Below are 15,744 nucleotides of genomic sequence, written 5' to 3'. Positions count from 1 at the left end.
CGCGGACTGCGGGCGGAAAAACGCGTATATTTTCCTGATCCCGCGCTAAACATCCGAAATCAGCGCCTGGATTGAAAGCTCGGCGCTGACGGCGGTAGTTCGTAGCGGGAATATTCGCAGGCGGATTCCAGAGGTTGCGTGGCTGGTCGAATGAATGAATGGATGGGGCTTAATGCGGTCATCTGACGGTTTCGGTCAGTTTATGGGCCTGACCCTAGGCTCAGTCCACCAAAATAGGGCGGCCCGACGCACCTCGCATGGTAAGAAATTCAGCTAGAGACACCTGCCCTGATGAGACGATGGTTTTGGATCGCTGCGCTCCTGGTGTTCGCCATGGTGGCTTTCAAACCCTTGATCTTCCGCGCCGTCGAAGCCCTTCTGGTGATCGAGGACGTCGCCGCAGGCTCTGGGGCGAGCCGCCTGAAGGAGTGGAGGGCGGCCCCCATCCGCGAAGAGATCACCTATCGCGTACCAGGGAAAACGAACACCGCGGATGTCTATCGTCCCGGCGGAGGCGAGCATGCACGGGCGACCGTGGTCGTCGTGCCCGGAGTCGTGCGGCTTGGCAAGGACGACCCCCGCATCGTCGCGTTCGCGGAGACCATGGCGAGATCGCGATTCATGGTGTTCGTGCCGGACCTGCAAAGCCTCCGTGAACTGTCGATCCGGTCTGAGGATGTTGATGAGCTCAGCGCGCTCACTTGGCACATCGCCTCGAAGGAGACCGCTGGGGCCGAGAAGAGCGTCGGGATCGTCGCCTTTTCCTATGCTGCAGGGCCGGCCATCCTGGCGGCGATGAACCCACAGACGCGGAGGCTTGTCCGTTTCGTTTATGCCATCGGCACCTACTACGACATCATTTCCCTCGGCACCTATTTGACGACAGGCTATTTTCGCGAAGGCCCCGATCGGCGCTGGCAGAGACGAACGCCGAGCTCCTATGCCACCTGGGTCTTCGTTCACAGCAGCGCAGTGTGGCTGAAGGACCCCGCGGATCGGCGGATTCTCAAAGCGATGTCAGAGACAAAGCTCGCGGACCCCGACGCTGATGTGAGAGGTATGGCCGCGCAGCTTGGGCCAGAGGGTCAAGCTGTACATCGGCTGCTCCTCAATAGGGATCCGGAGAAGACGCCGCTGCTCGTCTCCAAACTGCCGGCGTCGGTGCTCACCGAGTTCCATCGCCTTGACCTCCAGTCACGGAATATGGCCGATCTCGAGGCCACTCTCATCCTCATTCACGGCCGGGATGATACGCTGATCCCCTATTCGGAGAGCATCAGGTTAGCGGCCGCGGCTGACACGGACAGGACGCATCTTTTCGTCGTTCGAAGCCTGGCTCATGTCGAGCTTGGGTCCAGCGGCGTTGTTGATCTGTGGATGCTATCGAGGGTCTCCTATCTGCTGCTTAGCGAGCGCGACGCAATGCCCCCACCGGTGGCTCATCGGCTAATCAAGTAGCCGATGGTGGCAAGGAGCCCACAATCCGCAGAACGGCCGCGAGAGGGTAGTGCGTGCTTCGTTGAGAGGGGGCGGGTATGGCAGGCTGCCGATGTTCACGTCACGTGATCCCCGCCAAGGAACGCCACCATGAGGCATGGCGCGCGCCGTTAGCGGGGTGGCTCAAATCAAGGGCCGCTTACCGCCCCGTCTTTGACGTCTAGGTCACACGACGCGATGACCGCAGAGGGTCGATTATTCCGGTTTCTCCCGTTACGGTTGGTTGGGGCTGTGAGATTCGCGGCCAGAGTACCGAAGGGCGGCATTGCGTGTATCGGGGGCGGCCATCCGGAATAGTGAGGTCGAAACTTGTTTCGATTTGACCTACCCACGACGTCCTGGTCACCCTATGACACTGGCATCAGATGAATCGCACCGGAGAAACGGCGGATGCGCCAGGATGCCCAGAAAACCATCACCACCTGGTACGTCGACCCCGACGCCGATGACAGGATGGCGGACGGACACGCCCCGATCTGGCGGCATCTCATCGATCTGATCGTCGAGCGCGATCTTTCGGAAAAGAACGTCCTCGATTTTGGCTGCAACCAAGGCGGCCTGCTGCGGCATCTCCATGCGATCAAGCCGTTCCGCAAGGCGCTCGGCATCGACATTGCGGAGCAATCGATCGCAAAGGCCGAGACTTTCAAGGGCAACATTCCCGTCCAGCATGCTGTTGGCGGAACCCTCGAAGGCTGGGTCGAGGAATTCGATCTCGCCATCAGCCACGAGGTCATCTACCTCGTCGAGGACATCGACGCCCATGCCGCGGACATCTTCAAGGCGCTGAAGCCCGGAGGCGTCTATTATGCGGTCACCGGTTGCCACACCGATAACCCGCTCTGGCCGAAGTGGCGCGAGCTCGTGGCGAAACGCACGAACACGGTCGTCCAGGACCGCTCCATTTCCGATTACGGGCGCGCCTTTGCGAAGGCCGGTTTCGAGGTCTCCGGCCGGAAACTAGAGTATGACGGTTTCATTCCGTTTGTCGAGGATGGCTGGACGCCGGATTTCGCCGACGCCTTGAACTATTACACCCAGACCAAGATCGTGTTCCGCCTGGTCAAGCGCCCGAACGCAGAAACCGCGTAAGCTCGACGTCGAAATGCGGCGGTTTGTCGGGGGCGACCTCGACGAACCGCCCCTTTACCCGAAATGTCTTTTCGATCAGGCCGCTTTCGGCGAGCGCCCTTGGCTCCCCGTCGAAGCGCAACTCGCCCTTTTCCAGCAAGGAGATGCGGTCGCTGACGGCTATCGCCTGGTTGATGTCATGGATCGCCATGACGATCGTGACGCCCCTCTCGCGGCTCAGGCGATGGACGAGGTCCAGAACCTCGACCTGATATCCGATGTCCAGGAACGACGTCGGCTCGTCGAGCAGCAGGATGCCCGCCTCCTGCGCCAGCGCCGCCGATATCCATGCCCGTTGCCGTTCGCCGCCCGAGAGTTCCTGGAGCGCCCTGTCGGCCAGACTCGTGAGGCCGGTGCTCTCAAGCGCCCACTCGATGGCCGCCTCGTCCTTGCGGTCATAGGAGCGGAAGAGTCCGACGTGGGCGAAGCGCCCCTGCCGCACGAGCTGGGCGATCGTCATCTCGTCCGGGGCGGACGGCTGCTGCGGCAGGAAGGCCAGCTTCCTGGCGATGGCGCGTCGCGACAGCGAATCCACCGGAATATCGCCGATCTCCGCTTGCCCCTCCGCGGGCCGGATCAATCCTGCCATTGCCTGCAGCGCCGTACTTTTTCCGGAGCCGTTCGGTCCGATAAGGGCTCGGATTTCTCCCTTCTGGACCGATAGCCGAAAGCCGTTCAGCGCTTTCCGGCGACCGTAGTGAACCGACAATTGCGAACATCTCAGGGACATGGGCGATCTCAGGGAGCTTTGCGTAGGAGGGCGAGCAAGACCGGCACGCCGACGATGGCCGTGACCACTCCGATCGGCACTTCCTCGGCGTGTCCGACCAGACGACCGATCAGGTCCGCGAGGGTGACGATGATCACGCCGAGGACGACCGTCAAAGGCAGCACCAGCGGGAAATGGCGCCCGGCGAGGAACCGCGCCAGATGCGGAACCATGAGTCCGACGAAAACGATCGGGCCCACTGCTCCGACGGCGCTGGCGGCGAGCGCACAGGATACAAGCAGGGCGAGCGTGAACTGCTTGCGGTAGGAGAGGCCAAAGGAACGGGCGACAGCGGAGTCGAACTGCAAGAGGACCAGCGGGCGGTAGATCAGAGGGAGCACGGCCAGACCGGCGATCGTGAACGGCAGCAGGAAGATCGCGTGATCCCATGTGCGCGCGTATAGGCTTCCGGAGAGCCATTCGAGAATGATCTCGATGCGGGCCGATCCCCAGCCCGCGATCAGGCCTATGGCAAGCGCGTGCAGCACTGCCCCAATCGCGATCCCGCACAGGGTGACCCTGAGCGGACTGAGGCCGAGCCGAAAAGCCATCAAGTAGATGATGCCTCCCGCCGCCATGCCACCCACCATTCCGGCCGCCGGCAGCCATGCGATCGGCAGCTCAGCGACCGTATTGGAACCGGGGTTGAAGATGTAGACGGTGAACAGCAAGAACACCGTGACCGTCAAAGTCGCTCCCTGGGACACCCCCATCAGTGAGGGATCGGCGAGAGGGTTTCGGGTTATCGTCTGGAGCAACAGTCCCGCGACCCCGAACTGAATGCCGGCAAGCATGCCCGTGACAATACGCGGCAGGCGGATGTCGAGAATGATCGAACGGGCTTCAGCCGAACCGCCTCCAATCAGAACCGAGGCGACGTCCACCGTGGGGATGTCGACCACGCCAAGGAACACGGCAGCGACGAACGAGAGCAGGACCAGCAGAATGACCGCCGGCAGGAGCCACGGTTTCGGTCGGGTGAGGGCGGGCGCGTCCGAGGTCATGCTGCCTCTCCTTTGAAACGGACGCGCCCTCGCTGGATGAGATAGATGAAGATCGGCCCGCCGAGAAGCGCGGTTATGATGCCGACGGGAAGTTCCTTGGGCATGGCAATGGTGCGAGCGACGAGGTCGGCTGAGGTCACCATCAAAGCCCCGATTGCCGCCGTGAGCGCGATCTCAACGGCCGTTCCTGAGGGCCGCAGGAGCCGCGCGATATGCGGGGCTGCGAGACCGACGAAGGCGACGGGTCCCGCGACCGGCGCGACTCCCGCCACCGGACAGATGCCGAGAAGCAAAAGGGCGGGTTTCCAGAAACTGAGCTGCACACCCATTCCGGCGGCGGCGTGGTCACTTAGGGCGAACATGGCAATCACCCGGTGCATCAACAGCGCACCCACCACCCCGAGCCCCACCCAGGGAAGCATTTGGACGAGGTGCGACCACGTGCGCCCGGCGAAGCCGCCGGACAGCCAGAACAGCAGTGCGGTCGATAGCGGCCCGGCCAGAAGCAGTACGTAGATCGTGATCGCCCCAAGGAATAACGACACGCTGACCCCGCCAAGCGCCAGGTGAAGCGGACGTCCGTTTCCGCCGCGGCCCACCCAGAACGTCACCGACGCGGCGGCAAGACCGCCCGCGAGGCCGACAAAAGGGTAGTAGATCGATGAAAACCACGGCAGCAGAACGAAGCAGCCGACGATGGGCGCGACCGCGCCGGCGGTGACGCCGGTGATCCCCGGATCGGCGAGCGGGTTGCGGGTCAGGGCCTGTAACAGATAGCCCGATACAGCGAGGCCCGACCCCGCGACGGCGGCCGCCAGGCTTCGCGGCAGCCTCAGGGTCCAAACCAGGATCGACTCGATTTTGCCGTCGGGAGCAAAGAGCACGCGCAGCACGGCATCGATGGAAAGCGTCCTCGCCCCAGGCAGCAGCCCGACGAGGACGATCAGCATGGTCGCCGCGAAGACGAATCCTATGGCTATCGAGGATTTCCGTGTGCCCATCGCCGTCGCGATCGCTCGTCCGTTATTTCTGAGCCTCGGCCGGGATCATCTTGGCGGCTTCCGCCTTTACGTCCACGACAGGAAAGACGTCGGGATAGAGATAGTGGGCGGCCTCGCGCAAAACGATTTCGCGGGCGATCGGGCCGTTGGTCTCGACCCACTGGTCGCCGACATAAAATACCCGCTTGTTCTTGACGGCCGTCAGTTCCTGCCAGATCGGGTTGTTCTCATGCGGGCGGTCGGGGCCCGAGTCGTAGATGAAGAGGACTTCCGGGTCTTTCTCGAGCATTGTCTCCAGGCTGAGATCGATTCCGAACTCGCCGCCAGGCGTCATGTTGCCGGCAATGTTTTCGCCACCAATCGCCGTTACGATGGACGCAGCCGTGTTCTCGCTATGGAACGCGAACGGCGTCTCGCCACCCCACATGATCGCGAAGCGCGGATGCACGTCCTTCGGAGCCTTTGCGGCATATTCGGTCAGATGCTCGCGAAACTCCTTGTTTAGCTGAAAGCCGCGCTCAGGATTTCCGAGAATTTTCGAAAGCTCGGCGATCTCACGATCGCTGCCATCCAAAAGCTCCATGTTGTAGGCGACATAGGGAGCAATCTTCTCGAGCTGCGGCGCATTGCCAACGGTATAGCGGCGGATGGCGACGATCAGGTCCGGCTTGGCTTCCGAAAGCAGCTCGAGGTTCGGCTTGGCGCGCTGCCCGATCTGCTTCATTCCTGCGGTCAGGCCAAGGAGGAAATCCGGCTCGCGTCCGGTCGTCATATAGGTGCTCGCTACAGGCTTGATGCCGAGAGCAAGAGCTACGTCATCCGCAAAATAGGAGATCGAGGCGATGCGTTTCGGCTGCGCCGGAACCTCGACCTCCACTCCACGGTCATCGGTGATCTTGAGGGTTTTGCCGTCCTGGGCATGGACGGGGCCTGCTGCCATCATGGCCAGAAGACCGAAGAAAGTTGCGATTTGACGTGCGTTCGCCACGGCGATGTCCTCCACATGAATCTGGACATCGCTTTAGCCATTAAAGAGGAGTGCTGCAATCCACTTTATTTGCCCAAACCGTGAGTGACTTCGGCTTTTGGGGCCAGGACCGGAAATTCCGTCCGCGATCGGCGTACGACGCCTGGCCGATCTTTCTGGTTCCCGTCCGTCGCACTCGGGTGGGCAGCAGCCATCCGGGCAACAGCCGCGATCCGGGCACTGACCCTCAGCCGAACTGTACCGCCGTCGTATTCGCACCGCAGACGAGCACCGCAACACGCTCGCCCGGCGCAGGCACATATCTTCCGCCGAGCAATGCAGCCAACGCCGCCGCCCCGCCCGGCTCCACGGCAATCCGCGCCGCTTCCCACAACGACGCCTGCGTTAGCTTTATTTCGTCATCGGTCACCAGGAGCGAGTGCTCGACAAAGGCCTGCGCGATAGGAAACATCAGTCCGCCGACTTGTCTCGGAGCGAGCGAGTCGGCCGCGATCCCTTCGGCGGGCGCATGGACCGGGTGCCCCGCATCGAGCGCCATATGAAGCGTCGGCGAGCCTTCGGGCTCGACGGCGACAATTCGTTTACGACCGGCAAACCAGCCGGCGATGCCGCCGATCAAACCACCGCCGCCGACTGCAACCAGCACCGTATCGATATTTGGCAGGTCTTGCTCCATTTCGAGCCCGAGCGTGCCCTGACCGATCAGTGTCTCGACCTGATCATAGGCATGGATTGCCAGCGCGCCAGTCTCGGTGGAGAACCTCTCGCTCGCCGCCAGCGCATCAGCATAGCGGTTTCCCGCAATCATCAGCTTTGCTCCGTAGCTGCGGATACGCTCTGCCTTGGCCGGCGAGGTGACAGTCGGCACGAAAATCGTGGCAGGAATTCCCAGGCGCCTTGCGGCATAGGCGACCGCGGCACCGTGATTGCCACCTGAAGCGGCCACCACACCGGCCACCGGCACAGCTCTGCCAAGAAGATTGGCGAAGGCACCGCGCACCTTGAACGATCCGGTATATTGTAAACATTCGAGCTTAAGCGCGACCGGCAGAGGTGCGCGGCCAAAGTCCTTCATGTCAACGTGAAGGACCGGTGTATGCCGGATATGACGGCGGATCAGCGCTTCCGTCTCGCGAATGCGCTCAGCGGTGATCGGCGTGTCTACCTTCATAAGTCGCCCCTACCGTATTGACATCAATTAGTTACTTGGCAAACTGACGAAATGCAAGAGATCGATATCATCAAGGCAATTGCAAACGAGAGGCGGCTCCAGATTCTTGACTGGCTCAAGAACCCGCAGGCTCATTTTCCACCTCAGACCGACGGCGATCTTGTCGAGGATGGCGTCTGCGCGATTCTGATAGCTGAGAAACTCGGCCTTTCCCCGCCCACTCTCAGCGAACATATGCGCGTACTTTCTCAGGCCGGGCTGGTGCGCCCAAAACGGATTAAGCAATGGATATTCTACAAGCGGGATGAAGAGCGGATCAGCGCGCTGAAGATGCTGCTGCAAGAACGGCTATAACCGGCGCCCTGATCCGTGCCGCACTGGCGCCGCGCTGGAATGTCCGCAACGGGTCGATAGTGTTGAAGAAGTTAGGCTTGAAGCCGGTAGAGTAGCTCTCTCAGGACGTCGCGATTGAGGTCGACGTGACCTCCTCGCCCTAACACACTGTGATGATCACGCGCCAGTCCGGCTGCCATCTATTGTGCAGGTTGACGATTGCGAGGCCAGCGAGCAGCGACAGCAAACCGGACAGATAGAAGACGATGCCAGGGTGCAGCGCCTCCGCGATCATAGTCTCGTAGATGCCGAGATTGATCAGCATCCCGACCGCGATCGCGATAAATGTCGGCCCCAGGAGTCTGGCGAGAAATAGCGATCGTTCCAAGAGGCACCTCCGCTCCGCGCCGGCCGGTCAATTGATAGTCTACCGCCGATGGAAGGGGTAAGTTCCAGCGGATCATCGTCGCCCATGTCGTCGATCTCATCGCTCCTTACCCCGTCCAGTCGGTGTTTGATCGCTAACGCGTAGATCATGCAGAGCGCGTTGCCATCATTGAGTTCGAGATCGGTCAGGGCCAGCAGCGAGGCCCGAACAAGCGTCTTGCTGGAGTTTTCGGGCACCGCTTCCGGACGAGAGCGTAAAGCTCGTCGTCGGAACGGCAGCACATAGCTCCTTCGACCAGGGCCTCGTATACTTTTCTCCGCATCGAACCCATGTTGAATCCCCCTTTATCGTGGCGGATGGTCGCAGCCAAAACGGCGACAAGAAACGGTTGCACACAGCGCCAGCCCTGCTAGCTCCGCAAGGACGCGCAAGACATCCGCCATCCCTCGCCAGCAGCGGCAATGTGGCGAGCCACTTACCTATTTTTATTTTGATCTTCGTCGCGCGAAGTTGATGCTTTCGGCGCCGGACGGCGAGCAGCCGGCTCAGCCGATTCGGTAGGCCCAATGCCTCCGTTCGCGGCCGACATCTCGGCACGCGCCTCGGCCATGAGATCCTCGTAGCCTTCGCCGAGTTCCGCCACGGCGACCCTGCCTTGATCGTAGGCTACCAGACCGGCCTTCAAGGCGGCCTTGAACAGCGGCCTCACCACAGGAACGACGATCGGTCTCAGCACGACAGCTCCGATGCCGATGGCAACGGCAGTCATAACGTTACCCTTAAAGGCGTCTTCGAGTATCGCCATGGCAGGTCTCCATATGCGCTCCTCAACGAGTCCGTAGTAATCAGTGAGATCGTGAGCCCTGGCTCGGTCGTCGTAGCACCCCGCCGTCTGGCGAGGCGGCTGTCATAAAAGTATCACAATCAACTTATTTAGAAGCAGCTGAAAATATGAGATCGTCGCAATTGCCGACGAATGATGCTGCTCTCATGATGGAAAGGCGCACGCCGTGGCTTCCGGGACGGTAAAGTGGTTCAACAGCACCAAAGGCTTCGGATTCATCGAGCCCGATGACGGTTCGCCGGATGTTTTCGTGCACATTTCGGCGGTAGAGCGAGCTGGGCTCTCTACCCTCAAGGAGGGTCAAAAGGTGAGCTTCGACATTACTCAGGATCGTCGGTCGGGCAAGAGTTCTGCGGACAATATCCGCACGCTCTGATCGATGGCATATGGCCCGGGACTCGGGGAGTAGACAGCCGGCGTGCTCCGACGCGAAGTGTCAAGGCAACCAGGATCTGCAGGAACGATGAGCCGACCGCCGATCGCCAACGGTGGTCCCGGAAGTGGCTTCAAATGCGCACCAGGCGCCGAAGGTTCGTACGCATTTCTATTCGTAACGGGGGCAGCCGGAGAAGTAAGCATAGCCTGGCCCGAACCGGGCGGGGCCGAAATCCAGGATCATCGCCGCCTCGTACTAGGGACTAGGCGGGTCCGCGATTGCCCTCACCTGCGTTTGAAGGCTCATCCGATCAAGCGATTCAAACGGAAGATTGATGAAGATAGCCAGTCGCCGCTCAAGCTGCGACATCACATCGACAAACGCCTGCCTCTTCTCCCAGAATTCGCCTTCGGCAAGGACCGGATCGGCACATTTCCAATGCGCCGTGATGGGAAGGCCCGGCCACTCTGGCAGCGGCTCTCCGGCGGCGGTATCACTCAGAGTGAACACGAAGTCCAAATCAGGCGCCTCGGCTGCGGCAAAGTCGCGAAAATGCTTGGGCCGAACGTCGTCGATTGGAAGATCCGCCGCGCGAAGGAGGTCCAGCACGATGGGTTCGATAGCCTCTGCCGGATCGACGGCGGCGCTGAACGCGTGGAATCGGTCCTGACCAATCTTGTTGAGAATGGCCTGGGCCATGATGCTGCGCGCAGAGTTTCGGCGTGAAAGGAAGAGAATGTGATAGATGCGGCCCTGCATCATTACGCCCCCTCGATTGGCAGTCTGATAAATCGAGCGAGTGATCCTCCTTTTATGTGACGGGTGTGTGACCCCCCTGCATCGGAACCGCGCTCACGCGGTCATATCCGCTACCGACGGAGATGTCCGCAGGCCAGACATCGACGGCGCCAACTCCCTCGGCTCATCGTCGTCGACATCCTCGATCTCATCGGCTCGCGCCTCGTCCAGGCGATGCTTGATTGCTAACGCGTAGATCGTGCTCAGAATGTTCCGGTCCTTGAGCTCGGGGTCGGTCAGGGCCAGCAGCGAGGCGCGGACGAGCTTCTTGCTGGAGGTCTTCGGGCAGCGCGCAAGGACGAAATGATAGAGGTTCCTGTCGGAATGGCCCTGCATCGCGCCTTCCACCAATGCCTCGTATACCCTTCTGCGCTTCTCACCCATGACGACCTCCGTTCATCGACGCGGCGACTATCTGTCATACAACTGTCACGGACAAGTCGCGCGGAGCTGCCTGCAGCATTATTGTATGACTTATTAGCCTGCCCCCAATGAGAAGTAACCTGGAGGGCGAAGTCGAGCCCGCTGAAGTCGTGCTATGATCCGACCATTCACTTCGATAGAGGCGTGCATGGACGTGAACTTCCCAAACGAAAGTCCGGAATATCGCCAGGCTCGCGAAAGGCTGCTGCAGCGTGAGGTGGCCCTTCGGCGTGAAATGGAGGCTGTGGCCGCGGAGATCCGCGCACTCCCGCCGGGTGGGCCCGTTCCCGAGGATTACCAGTTCGACCACATCGACGCCCACGGGGCGCCAGCCCAGGTGCGGCTGTCCGAGCTGTTCCGGCCCGGTACCGATACCTTGATTCTCTATCACTATATGTTCCCGCGGCATCGCAGCGACGACCGGCGCGGTCCGAGCAATGGCCCGATGGCAGATCTTCCCCTTGAGCAGGGACCGTGTCCGTCCTGCACTGCATTGCTCGACAATTGGGAGGGGGCTGTCCCGCATGTCGAGGGACTCGGGGTCAACATTGCGGCAGTGGCGAAGGCGCCGATCGAGCAAGTCGCGGCCTTCGCCGCGCATCGTGGTTGGCGCAATTTGAAACTGATTTCGGCCGCCAACAACAGCTTCAAGCGCGACTACCATGGCGAGGACGAAGACGGACAGCAGGTGCCGATCCTCACGGTGTTCCACAAAGGCTCCGACGGAGTGGTGAGGCTGAGCTGGGCCTCGGAGCTGTTGTTCTTACCGACGGAGCCCGGACAGGATCCACGCCATGTCGGCACGGTCGAGCCGATGTGGACCCTCCTCGATCTTACTCCCGGTGGGCGGCCGGACGCGTACGAGCAAATTGAACGCCACTACTATTGAACGCTGCGTGGATGGGGTCGATTCCGTTCATCTGGATCCGGTTGCCGACCTCGTATCGAGTGTTGCGACTTCGTCAGGGCCGCCCTTGACGCAGGGTAGGCCGCTTCCGTTCATTCCGAACGTCTTCTTCCTCGTCCCTGCGACAGCGCCATGCCTGCAAGGATGAGAGCCATGCCGAGCAGGCAGGGCGGGTCATCATCCAGCGATCGCAACGTGTCGCTGTGTCAGGTCTTGAAACGCGCGGCCTCCTCGGACCCGCGCGTCGCATCCCCTGCGCTGTAGGAGTGGGCGCCTGCACCGGCGAGCTTTCCGTCGGCGACGATCAGATATTCCTCGCGGATCGGCCGGCCTTCGAACCAGCATTCCAGGATTTCGCGCGTGCCGGCGGCATAGCGCGCCTGGGCCGAGAGCGACGATCCCGAAATATGCGGCGTCATGCCGTGATGGGGCATCGAGCGCCACGGATGATCCTTGGGCGCCGGCTGTGGGAACCAGACATCGCCGGCATAGCCCGCGAGCTGGCCGCTTTCGAGCGCCCGGGCGACGGCATCGCGGTTGCAGATCTTGCCGCGCGCCGTGTTCACCAGAAAGGCGCCGCGCTTCATGTTGGCCATCATCGCTTCGTCGAAGAGGTTCTCCGTCTCCGGGTGAAGCGGCGCGTTGATCGTGACGACATCGCAGACGGGTACCATCTCCGCCGCCGTCTTGTGGAAGGTGACGCCGAGCTCCTTCTCGACCGCGGCGGGAAGGCGGTGGCGGTCGGTATAGTGCAGCCTGACGTCGAACGGCTTCAGCCGGCGCAGCACCGCCGTGCCGATCCGCCCGGCGCCGACCGTGCCGACCTCCATGCCCTCGATATCGTAGGAACGCGCAACGCAATCGGCAATGTTCCAGCCGCCCTTCACCACCCATTGGTAGGAGGGGATGTAGTTGCGCGCGAGAGCCAGGATCACCATGACCACATGCTCGGATACGCTGATCGAATTGCAGTACGTCACCTCGGCGACGGTAATGCCGCGGTCGATCGCCGCCTGCAGATCGACATGGTCCGAGCCGATGCCGGCGGTGATCGCGAGTTTCAGCTTGGCTGCTTTGGCGATCCTTTCGGCGGTCAGGTAGGCCGGCCAGAAGGGCTGCGAGATCGCGATGTCGGCGTCGACAAGTTCGCGTTCAAAAACGCTGTCGGGACCGTCCTTGTCGGAGGTTACGACAAGTGTATGCCCCTGGCCTTCGAGGAATTTCCGCAAGCCGAGCTCGCCGGAGACGCTGCCGAGCAGGACCCCCGGCTGAAAATCGATCGCCTTCGGGGTGGGAAGCGTCTGGCCGCCGGGATAGCGCTCCAGTTTCGGCAGGCCATCCCGCGCATAGGTAGTCGGATACCCATCGACGGGATCGTCATAGAGGACACAAACGACCTTTGCCATTTCCATCTCCCTTCATTTCAAAGACGAAGAGGAAGGCCGTCGGCTCCTTCGAGGCTGCCGGTCAGGCGGACGAACAGCAGGGCGTGTGCTCTGTTGTGGCCAGCAGGGTCGCTCCTGGCGCTCCCCGTTCGTGGAATTGATACCACTCAGGAGAAGGTGGAGGAGCGTGCGGCGGTTTCAAGTGGGGTGGTCGTCAGTATGGCAGGCCATTCCGGCTGTTTGCGGCTGGGGCTCGGGAGTAAGCAGTGGTGCTTTCTGGTGGGGGAGAGAGTGGCCGTCCAAAAAGGTCTAGAGATGGGCCGAAACCGTCGCGCAGGACGGATCTGGAATGGCTGGCATGGGTGGTGGATAGCCGAAATTCGGCAGCCGCGCGCCTTGAGTCCGGTTCGCACATACAATAGGTTCATTGAGCGCACACGCGACGGATGAGCGCTGATTTTCGAATCCGTGGGCGCGTTGGTCAAAAAACTGCTAGCGGACCTGCTCAGCTTCCGTACCACATCCGACGCAGCAGCCCATCTCGTCGAATGAAATGATGGTAGAGCGCCGCTCCGGCGTGAAACGCCAGCAGCCCGATCAGCAGGTTGGCACCGAAGCCATGCGGCACGCGCGGCGGATAGTCGTTGAAGTTCGGTAGCGCCGCACCGGGTTCACTGAAGAGGGGCCGCGCCGCTTAGGATCATCATCCCGACGCCGCTGGCAATCATGCCGAGCACCACTAAGTAGAAGGCGAGATGTACCCAGCTCGCGATCCGCTCCTGCCAGATGGGCGATCCTTCACCGGCAAGCGGCTTCTGATCGAACCGCCACCACCAGACGATGCGGAAGGAGGTAAGAAGCAGCACGGCGAGCGCCACCGGAATGTGCACCCGAAGAAATGACGCCTTTTCGGCTACATCAACGGCTTTGGCCGCCTGGAAGCCAGAGCCAAGCAAAACGAAAACCAGGACGGCACTCAGCCAATGAATCGAGATTGCCACCGCGCCGTAGCGATCATGCCTGCTCTTCAGCATCTCTTCTTCCTTTTGATCATTGTCGGCGCTGCGCCGACACGACGCCGCGCGTCCTGTTGACGAAGGGACCGACCGCGTGGCGACCTCCTAGGTGCGTTCCCTGCCGCTCAGCGCGACGTCAGGCCACACAGACGCCGGGCACTGCGACCTTCTGGAAGAGGTGCGGGCTAGCCACGCCGGACGACGGATAGTCAGAGAGTTTAGCGATGAACTCGGGATGGCTGAACGCCGCCTCGGAAAGCATCCGTCGTTTCCTAGGTCGGGCTTGGTCCGATCGCGCGGTGAAGCTGGGTCGAGATGAAACCCGGCTGTGCCTTCATGAACGCGGCGTCGGACGAAATAGGGTTTTGCTCTTCCCCGATGGGAGCGCGTAAATATCGCTGTCACGCTGGAGCTTTCGGGCCATGCGGATACTCCTTCCAGCCGTGAAGCGGCGGACCGATGAGGCCCGCGCCTCGATGCAAGAAAATCATTATACGCAATAAAAATCAATAATATCAGATATTTAGATATCTTCTGACGGCATAAGACCTTCTGTGCGTGCTACTGGCGTCTCTTGAACCGAAGCCCGGCTTCCGTCCGGGTATGGCTGAGAAATCCCCCTTCCCGGAGCAGAACGGCGCTGCTTGCGAAGTGCTGGAACAATGTTAGTCGTCCAGCATTCGGAAGTTGTCGGCTAGGCGGCGATTGCCAGAATGGAAGCACCTTTAGTTAGGAATTGGACACAAAGCCTGCCTTAAGCGTGCGCCCCGACCTCCCTCTGCGGAAGGTGACATTTTTATTACACCCGCAAGATTCTTTACCATTGAGCGAATCCATCCAAGGGCTATTCCCGAAAGGATTCCCGACGGTTTCGGCGGGTCGGCGAATCCTGTATAGGTTGCATCCCGCCAAAGGACTCGCTGCAGCTCGCGAGGCGTCTCGAACTAGGATTCGAGCCCATGGTTCGATGAGGCTTCATACCTTCCATTTTTTTCATTCTTCAACAATACCACGGCAAAATGATCGCATCATGTTCTAATTGCTCAAGTGTGAGCTTTTTGTGCTGTGCCACAGCGTCGATGGCCGAGTTCAGAGCGCCGATGTCACATTCGATGCTGTCTCCGGCGTCCGGCGCATTGCCTGGCAGCGGGCTGCCGGGGCGACGAATGAGAGCGGCACTGGAAGCAGAGCCGGGCGTTGTCAACTCTCAATCCAAAGTTGTCTGCCTCGCCGATCCCGGACATAGTGGAGTCCTGCCGGTGTCGCCGCTCCACTCAGCCGAAGGAACAGAGAATTGGCCCCACAACCAACTGAACCAAGGCGGCTTTACAGCATGCGCCAGGTCTGCATACTCACCACCCTGTCGGAAAGCACCATCAAGCGGCTGATGCACATGGGACTGTTCCCCAAATGGCATCGCGTAACGCCAGGACGCCGGAAGGCCTTCTACGCGGACGAGGTCGACGACTGGATCGCTAACCCTCCGCCTTTCGACAACCCGCCAGCCTGAAGCGAGGCGCGTCCAGCTTCCGGCAGGAGAAAGAGGCCGCCTTTCAGGAAGAAGTAACGGGGTCTGCCCGCCGCGACCGGCGCGGTCCGGTACTTTGTTGCAAGAAATGATGTCGCGCCGAATTTCGGGCTTTGGTCGAGTCCTGCCCAGCGTCAAAAAGACGAATATTTCCGCTCGCAGTTGAACCCCAAACCCCCTGATCG

19 protein-coding genes and 2 pseudogenes are annotated in these 15,744 nt (G+C 61.0%); 6 read left to right on the top strand and 15 right to left on the bottom strand.

Going from position 1 to position 15,744, the window contains the following annotated elements:
* Window positions 1–291: 291 nt before the first annotated feature.
* Window positions 292–1,458, top strand: coding sequence for a hypothetical protein (locus M728_RS10930; protein WP_051440814.1), 1,167 nt, complete (start codon window positions 292–294; stop codon window positions 1,456–1,458).
* A gap of 429 nt (window positions 1,459–1,887) precedes the next feature.
* Window positions 1,888–2,589, top strand: a complete 702-nt coding sequence (locus tag M728_RS10925; protein WP_026618960.1) for a bifunctional 2-polyprenyl-6-hydroxyphenol methylase/3-demethylubiquinol 3-O-methyltransferase UbiG — start codon at window positions 1,888–1,890, stop codon at window positions 2,587–2,589.
* Here M728_RS10925 and M728_RS10920 read toward each other — a convergent pair.
* The 5 genes from M728_RS10920 to M728_RS10900 form a co-directional block, all read right to left on the bottom strand.
* Complete coding sequence (locus M728_RS10920) at window positions 2,561–3,358, bottom strand: ABC transporter ATP-binding protein (RefSeq protein ID WP_026618961.1); 798 nt, start codon at window positions 3,356–3,358, stop codon at window positions 2,561–2,563. The two genes, M728_RS10925 and M728_RS10920, sit on opposite strands and share 29 nt — an antisense overlap.
* 8 nt (window positions 3,359–3,366) lie before the next feature.
* On the bottom strand, window positions 3,367–4,401 hold the full coding sequence (locus M728_RS10915) for an iron ABC transporter permease (protein ID WP_026618962.1): 1,035 nt from the start codon (window positions 4,399–4,401) through the stop codon (window positions 3,367–3,369).
* Window positions 4,398–5,402, bottom strand: coding sequence for an iron ABC transporter permease (locus tag M728_RS10910; protein WP_026618963.1), 1,005 nt, complete (start codon window positions 5,400–5,402; stop codon window positions 4,398–4,400). The genes M728_RS10915 and M728_RS10910 overlap by 4 nt, the downstream gene beginning before the upstream one ends.
* 22 nt (window positions 5,403–5,424) lie before the next feature.
* Entirely contained in the window at window positions 5,425–6,345 is a 921-nt protein-coding gene (locus M728_RS10905) for an ABC transporter substrate-binding protein (RefSeq protein ID WP_051440818.1), read from the bottom strand.
* Between the two features lie 271 nt (window positions 6,346–6,616).
* A complete protein-coding gene (locus tag M728_RS10900; protein WP_026618965.1) occupies window positions 6,617–7,561 on the bottom strand; it encodes a threonine/serine dehydratase in 945 nt (314 codons plus the stop codon).
* A gap of 51 nt (window positions 7,562–7,612) precedes the next feature.
* Between M728_RS10900 and M728_RS10895 the strand changes: the two genes are divergently transcribed.
* Window positions 7,613–7,915, top strand: a complete 303-nt coding sequence (locus M728_RS10895; protein WP_026618966.1) for a helix-turn-helix transcriptional regulator — start codon at window positions 7,613–7,615, stop codon at window positions 7,913–7,915.
* A gap of 139 nt (window positions 7,916–8,054) precedes the next feature.
* On the opposite strand, the gene M728_RS10890 is transcribed toward M728_RS10895, so the two are convergent.
* The 3 genes and pseudogenes from M728_RS10890 to M728_RS10880 all read right to left on the bottom strand — a co-directional run bounded on the left by M728_RS10890 (window position 8,055) and on the right by M728_RS10880 (window position 9,087).
* Entirely contained in the window at window positions 8,055–8,282 is a 228-nt protein-coding gene (locus M728_RS10890) for a hypothetical protein (RefSeq protein ID WP_245269662.1), read from the bottom strand.
* Between the two features lie 62 nt (window positions 8,283–8,344).
* Window positions 8,345–8,613, bottom strand: a pseudogene (locus tag M728_RS10885) (hypothetical protein); the annotation flags it as partial.
* Between the two features lie 144 nt (window positions 8,614–8,757).
* Window positions 8,758–9,087, bottom strand: coding sequence for a DUF5132 domain-containing protein (locus M728_RS10880; protein WP_051440815.1), 330 nt, complete (start codon window positions 9,085–9,087; stop codon window positions 8,758–8,760).
* A gap of 205 nt (window positions 9,088–9,292) precedes the next feature.
* Here M728_RS10880 and M728_RS10875 point away from each other — a divergent pair, with 205 nt between their 5' ends.
* A complete protein-coding gene (locus tag M728_RS10875) occupies window positions 9,293–9,502 on the top strand; it encodes a cold-shock protein (RefSeq protein ID WP_026618967.1) in 210 nt (69 codons plus the stop codon).
* A gap of 255 nt (window positions 9,503–9,757) precedes the next feature.
* Here M728_RS10875 and M728_RS10870 read toward each other — a convergent pair whose 3' ends face one another.
* The gene (locus tag M728_RS10870; RefSeq protein WP_370906446.1) at window positions 9,758–10,264 is read right to left on the bottom strand and encodes a protein tyrosine phosphatase; all 507 of its coding nucleotides are present in this window, start codon (window positions 10,262–10,264) and stop codon (window positions 9,758–9,760) included.
* A 90-nt stretch (window positions 10,265–10,354) separates the two neighbouring features.
* Window positions 10,355–10,684 (bottom strand): hypothetical protein, encoded by a 330-nt coding sequence (locus M728_RS10865; RefSeq protein ID WP_026618969.1) that lies wholly within the window; start codon window positions 10,682–10,684, stop codon window positions 10,355–10,357.
* Window positions 10,685–10,871: 187 nt separating this feature from the next.
* On the opposite strand from M728_RS10865, the gene M728_RS10860 reads away from it, so the two are divergent.
* Window positions 10,872–11,612, top strand: coding sequence for a DUF899 family protein (locus tag M728_RS10860; RefSeq protein ID WP_026618970.1), 741 nt, complete (start codon window positions 10,872–10,874; stop codon window positions 11,610–11,612).
* 224 nt (window positions 11,613–11,836) lie between these two features.
* Here the strand turns inward: M728_RS10860 and M728_RS10855 are convergent, their stop codons facing one another.
* The 5 genes and pseudogenes from M728_RS10855 to M728_RS10835 form a co-directional block, all read right to left on the bottom strand.
* The gene (locus M728_RS10855) at window positions 11,837–13,036 is read right to left on the bottom strand and encodes an NAD-dependent formate dehydrogenase (protein ID WP_026618971.1); all 1,200 of its coding nucleotides are present in this window, start codon (window positions 13,034–13,036) and stop codon (window positions 11,837–11,839) included.
* 484 nt (window positions 13,037–13,520) lie between these two features.
* A complete protein-coding gene (locus M728_RS10850) occupies window positions 13,521–13,643 on the bottom strand; it encodes a cytochrome b/b6 domain-containing protein (protein WP_156943326.1) in 123 nt (40 codons plus the stop codon).
* Between the two features lie 43 nt (window positions 13,644–13,686).
* The gene (locus M728_RS10845) at window positions 13,687–14,049 is read right to left on the bottom strand and encodes a cytochrome b (protein ID WP_156943327.1); all 363 of its coding nucleotides are present in this window, start codon (window positions 14,047–14,049) and stop codon (window positions 13,687–13,689) included.
* A 118-nt stretch (window positions 14,050–14,167) separates the two neighbouring features.
* Window positions 14,168–14,384: pseudogene (locus M728_RS10840) on the bottom strand (antibiotic biosynthesis monooxygenase); the annotation flags it as partial.
* Window positions 14,385–15,031: 647 nt separating this feature from the next.
* Window positions 15,032–15,235, bottom strand: a complete 204-nt coding sequence (locus M728_RS10835; RefSeq protein WP_156943328.1) for a hypothetical protein — start codon at window positions 15,233–15,235, stop codon at window positions 15,032–15,034.
* Window positions 15,236–15,325: 90 nt separating this feature from the next.
* Between M728_RS10835 and M728_RS10830 the strand changes: the two genes are divergently transcribed.
* Entirely contained in the window at window positions 15,326–15,541 is a 216-nt protein-coding gene (locus M728_RS10830) for an AlpA family transcriptional regulator (RefSeq protein WP_156943329.1), read from the top strand.
* Window positions 15,542–15,744 lie beyond the last annotated feature (203 nt).

Origin of the sequence: Ensifer sp. WSM1721, assembly GCF_000513895.2 — a bacterium.
Classification (GTDB): domain Bacteria; phylum Pseudomonadota; class Alphaproteobacteria; order Rhizobiales; family Rhizobiaceae; genus Sinorhizobium.
Note: the sequence above shows the minus strand (reverse complement) of the source record. Positions and strands in the feature narration are given on the sequence as shown.